General features: G+C 39.9%; 5 protein-coding genes. 1 reads left to right on the plus strand and 4 read right to left on the minus strand.

Annotated features, from left to right (window positions below):
* On the plus strand, positions 1 to 166 hold a 166-nt coding region (locus CRT24_RS14335; RefSeq protein ID WP_180269106.1), incomplete at its 5' end, for a transposase.
* Positions 167 to 890: 724 nt separating this feature from the next.
* Here the strand turns inward: CRT24_RS14335 and rplT are convergent.
* The 4 genes from rplT to thrS form a co-directional block, all read right to left on the minus strand.
* A complete protein-coding gene (rplT, locus tag CRT24_RS14340) occupies positions 891 to 1,235 on the minus strand; it encodes a 50S ribosomal protein L20 (RefSeq protein WP_099371908.1) in 345 nt (114 codons plus the stop codon).
* A 103-nt stretch (positions 1,236 to 1,338) separates the two neighbouring features.
* Positions 1,339 to 1,539 carry a 50S ribosomal protein L35 gene (gene rpmI / locus CRT24_RS14345; RefSeq protein WP_099371909.1) on the minus strand — a complete coding sequence of 67 codons (201 nt, stop codon included), beginning with the start codon at positions 1,537 to 1,539 and terminating at the stop codon, positions 1,339 to 1,341.
* Between the two features lie 38 nt (positions 1,540 to 1,577).
* Positions 1,578 to 2,141: a translation initiation factor IF-3 gene (infC, locus tag CRT24_RS14350; protein WP_257214054.1), complete on the minus strand. Its 564-nt coding sequence runs from the start codon at positions 2,139 to 2,141 to the stop codon at positions 1,578 to 1,580.
* 17 nt (positions 2,142 to 2,158) lie between these two features.
* Entirely contained in the window at positions 2,159 to 4,084 is a 1,926-nt protein-coding gene (gene thrS, locus CRT24_RS14355; RefSeq protein WP_099371910.1) for a threonine--tRNA ligase, read from the minus strand.
* Positions 4,085 to 4,824: the final 740 nt, after the last annotated feature.

The following is a 4,824-nucleotide window of genomic DNA, read 5'->3' on the forward strand; positions in this document are numbered from 1 at the left end:
GGGCAGGGCACACCGAAAGAAACGATGCTATGATGTGGAATCGGTATTCGGAAACATAAAAAAGAACCACGGGTTCAAGCGATTTATGCTCCGTGGAAAGCAAAAAGTGGAAATTGAAATGGGATTATTGGCAATAGCACAGAATATCAGGAAGAAAGCAGCATAGAAAGCTGCTTTTTCTCTACAATTGGACTTCCGAAAGGCAAAAAATGAAAAATCAAGCCGAGGTCATCCACAGACCCTGAGAAATTGATTAGACCAAATATTAACTGAAATATAAATGTGATACAGCCCCGTAACTATTATAGAAATGATTGTATCAAACCATGAAACCCTGTAGGGGTGTAACTATTATAGCAAACGATTTATCACGCCATGCAACCCTGTAGGGGTGTAACTATTATAGAAATAATTGTATCACGCCATACAACCTTGTAGAGGTGTAACTATTATGGATAAATAAGGCCACTGGCATATTTTCAGTGGCAGGTGGGGTCACCTGCCATGGTGGGAAAACCCCATCGGGGTTAAATGCCGGAGGCATGAAATATCTCTTAAATGCCTGTGCTATTTTAACCAAAAAATAGACACAAGACATTGGACATATCAAGGTGATGATCAATGTAGACGGTAATTACGGGGTTGAGGATTAATAACTTGCCCCATTGATGGAGTTTCACCGCCGTGGTCGGTGTCTCCACCGACCACTATTGTTTCTAAATCATTAAAATAGCTCCTCATCTGCGATGAGGAATGACACGCATGTCGAGGGAAAGGGGGTTTGTTACGAAGGGGGGGGTAGTTTCGATAATAGCAGAACCCCATCAAAAAAAAGCCATCCTTTTCGGGATGGCTTTTCAATATCTAACAAAAATTGATACGGTTTAAACTTATTTTACTGCGTCTACAACTGCTTTGAAAGCTTCTGGATTGTTTAAAGCTAAGTCAGCTAATACCTTACGGTTCAAGCCGATGTTTTTAGCGTTTAATTTACCGATCAACTGAGAATACGAGATTCCGTGTTGACGAGCTCCAGCGTTGATACGTTGTATCCATAAAGCTCTAAACTCGCGTTTTTTGGTTTTACGGTCGCGGTAAGCGTACTGTAAACCTTTTTCTACTGTATTTTTAGCAATAGTATATACTTTGCTACGAGATCCATAATAGCCTTTAGCTAATTTAAGGATTCTTTTACGTCTTCTTCTAGAAGCAACTGCGTTAACCGAACGTGGCATAATTTTTAAAATTTAATTTGGTACAAGGTGTTACGTTTTTCAGCAATCTTACGACCCAATACCCGGTTAAAAAAATATTGTTATTAAATGTTTTTGTCTAAACTTATTTACCGATAGCAAGCATACGTTTTACGTTGCCTGAATCTGCATCGCTTACATAACTAGTAGTAGTTAAGTTACGTTTTTGTTTAGTAGTTTTCTTAGTCAAGATGTGGCTTTTGAAAGCGTTTTTTCTTGCTATTTTACCTGTTCCAGTCAATTTGAAACGTTTCTTAGCGCTGGAATTGGTTTTAACTTTTGGCATAATACTTATATATTTTATATCAATCTGTTAGATACTTTTTATTTTTTTGGGCTGGTTTTCGGCGCCAATGTCAAGAACATACGCTTTCCTTCCAACTTAGGCAATAGTTCAACTTTACCGTAGTCTTCCAATGCCTGTGCGAATCTCAACAACAAGATCTCTCCTTGTTCTTTAAACACGATTGCACGGCCTTTGAAATGCACATACGCACGAACTTTCTCGCCACTTTCCAGGAAACGCATGGCATGCTTCAATTTAAACTCGAAATCGTGCTCACTGGTATTAGGTCCAAAACGGATCTCCTTGATAACAGTTTGCTTAGCATTCGCTTTAATTTCCTTTTGTTTTTTCTTTTGTTCGTAAACGAATTTACTGTAATCGATAATCTTACAAACAGGAGGCGTAGCATTAGGAGAAATTTCAACCAAATCCAACTCAAGCTCATCAGCTAGTGCCAAGGCTTGTCTTGTCGGATACACCCCTTGTTCTACATTGTCACCTACCAAACGCACTTCTGGAACACGAATGTGCTCATTGATACGGTGTTCTGGTTCTTTTTTCCTAATCGGGCCTCTAGGGCCGAAATTGTTACTTTTTGCCAAATGTTTCCTTAATTAAATTAAACAGTTATTTCTTTTATTAATAAATCTTTAAATTCTTCTGGAGTAATTGACCCTAAGTCAACTCCACCATGTTTACGCACTGATATCGTTCCGCTTTCCATCTCTTTTTCCCCTACAATCACCATATAAGGCATTTTCTTCACTTCAGCATCGCGGATTTTACGCCCTACTTTTTCGTCACGCAAGTCAATCAGACCGCGAATATCGGAATTATTTAGCGATTCCAAAAGTTTTTGAGCATATTCTTCATATTTTTCTGACACTGGCAAGACGATAAACTGCTCAGGTGCAAGCCATAACGGAAACTGACCTCCGCAATGCTCGATCAAGACTGCAACAAATCTTTCCAATGACCCAAATGGTGCGCGGTGTATCATCACTGGACGGTGCTTCATATTGTCACTGCCAGTATACTCCAATTCAAAACGCTCCGGAAGATTGTAGTCAACCTGGATTGTTCCCAGCTGCCATTTTCTGCCCAAAGCATCTTTTACCATAAAGTCCAATTTAGGACCATAGAATGCTGCTTCGCCATATTCTACAACTGTCGGCAATCCTTTTTCCGCTGCTGATTCAATGATTGCAGCCTCTGCTAAAGCCCAATTTTCATCAGACCCGATATACTTTGTTTTGTTCTCAGGGTCACGCAATGAAACCTGTGCTGTAAAATCATCAAATCCCAAAGCTCCAAAAACATAAAGTACCAAGTCGATAACTTTTTTGAACTCTTCTTTTACTTGGTCCGGACGACAGAATAAATGCGCATCATCCTGAGTAAACCCTCTTACCCGGGTCAAACCATGTAACTCACCCGACTGCTCATAACGGTATACCGTACCGAACTCTGCAAAACGAACCGGCAGTTCTTTGTAAGAACGAGGTTTGGTCTTGTAGATTTCACAGTGATGAGGACAGTTCATTGGTTTCAACAAGAATTCCTCACCTTCCACTGGAGTCTTGATTGGCTGGAACGAATCCGCCCCATACTTTTCATAGTGTCCAGAAGTAATATATAGTTGTTTATGGCCGATATGTGGTGTTATCACAGGCTCATACCCAGCTTTGATTTGTGCTTTTTGCAAGAAGTCCTGAAGTTTCTGTCTCAAAGCAGTACCTTTTGGCAACCATAATGGCAAGCCCATCCCTACTTTTTCTGAGAAAGCAAACAGCTCCAACTCCTTACCCAATTTACGGTGGTCACGTTTCTTAGCTTCTTCGATGAACTTCAGGTATTCAGTCAGTTCAGAGGCTTTAGGAAAGGTCACACCATAGATACGAGTTAATTGTTTACGAGTTTCATCGCCACGCCAATAAGCACCAGCCACGTTTGTCAATTTAACAGCTTTTATAAAGCTGGTATTCGGGATGTGTGGACCACGGCAAAGATCTGTAAAGTTACCTTGGGAATAGAAAGTGATCTTTCCATCTTCCAGGTCTTTGATAAGATCCAGTTTGTATTCGTCTCCTTTTTCTTCGAAATAAGCTAATGCATCAGCTTTAGAAACTGCTTTGCGTTCAAAAATTTCTTTTTGTTTCGCCAGTTCGATCATTTTATCCTCGATCTGTTTAAAATCGTCGGATGAGAACTCACGGTCACCGAAGTCTACATCGTAATAGAAGCCTGTTTCGATTGCAGGACCGATACCGAATTTGATTCCTGGATAAAGTGCTTCCAATGCTTCAGCCAACAGGTGAGCTGAAGAGTGCCAGAACGTTGATTTTCCTTTTTCATCGTTCCAGGTCAACAATTTGACTGCTGAATCTTCTTCAATAGATCTTGAAGAATCCCAAACTTCGCCATTTACTTCTGCAGCTAATACGTTTCTAGCTAATCCTTCGGAAATCGACTGAGCAATCTGCATGGCAGTAGTGCCCTTTTCATACTGACGTACAGAACCGTCAGGAAGTGTAATGTTAATCATTTACAACTATGATTTATGATTTTGTATAAAACCGCAATTCTCGTCAATGTGTACAATTACATTGATTTATAAGAATTGCCTTAATTAATGCAATGCAAAAATACGGAATTTTTATGTCTTTTCGAAATGAATTTGAAAGGTCAAAGATTGTTCTGAGACATTTTAAAGTTATTTTTTTTGCAGTGCTACCGACTGTTCAGTGGCCGGTGGGGCAGCTGTATGGTTTGATAAAATTATTGCTATAATAGTTACACGCTTACAGGGTTTCATGGCGTGATAATCGTTTGTTGTAATAGGTTAACCCCATCGGGGTGACACTATTATAGCAGGGTGTTAAACAAACATGCCACACCTACGGCGTTGGTGTTTGAGGTGATTTTCATTTCTATAGATATGGCATGCCGATGGCATTTAAGAGATATTTCATGCCTCCGGCATTTAACCCCGATGGGCAATGTCATTAAGTTAAGAAAAAAAGAAGGCCATAAATCACGTAAATGTTTAATTTTGAATTCACTACTAAACAAATCTAAACAACCGCGTTTATGGCCGATGTAAAAATAGCACTTAAAATCATATCAGACCTAAAAAATTTTATTTCTATCTGTTTAACAGACCCTCTGCTGCTCAATCTTTTCAGGAATTCCAAAACCCATTTCACCCGGGACCGGAAGCTCAATTTCGAGAGATTGGTCCTGCTGATCGCCAAGATGTGCAAGCGGACCCTCTCTGTCGAACTG

Origin of the sequence: Sphingobacterium sp. 1.A.5, assembly GCF_002734235.1 — a bacterium.
Taxonomy (GTDB): domain Bacteria; phylum Bacteroidota; class Bacteroidia; order Sphingobacteriales; family Sphingobacteriaceae; genus Sphingobacterium; species Sphingobacterium daejeonense.

Excerpts from the sequence above, each read along its gene's own strand:
- rplT (WP_099371908.1), bottom strand. The coding sequence starts at position 1,235 with ATGCCACGTTCGGTTAACGCAGTTGCTTCTAGAAGAAGACGTAAAAGA.
- rpmI (WP_099371909.1), bottom strand. The coding sequence starts at position 1,539 with ATGCCAAAAGTTAAAACCAATTCCAGCGCTAAGAAACGTTTCAAATTG.
- thrS (WP_099371910.1), bottom strand. The coding sequence starts at position 4,084 with ATGATTAACATTACACTTCCTGACGGTTCTGTACGTCAGTATGAAAAG.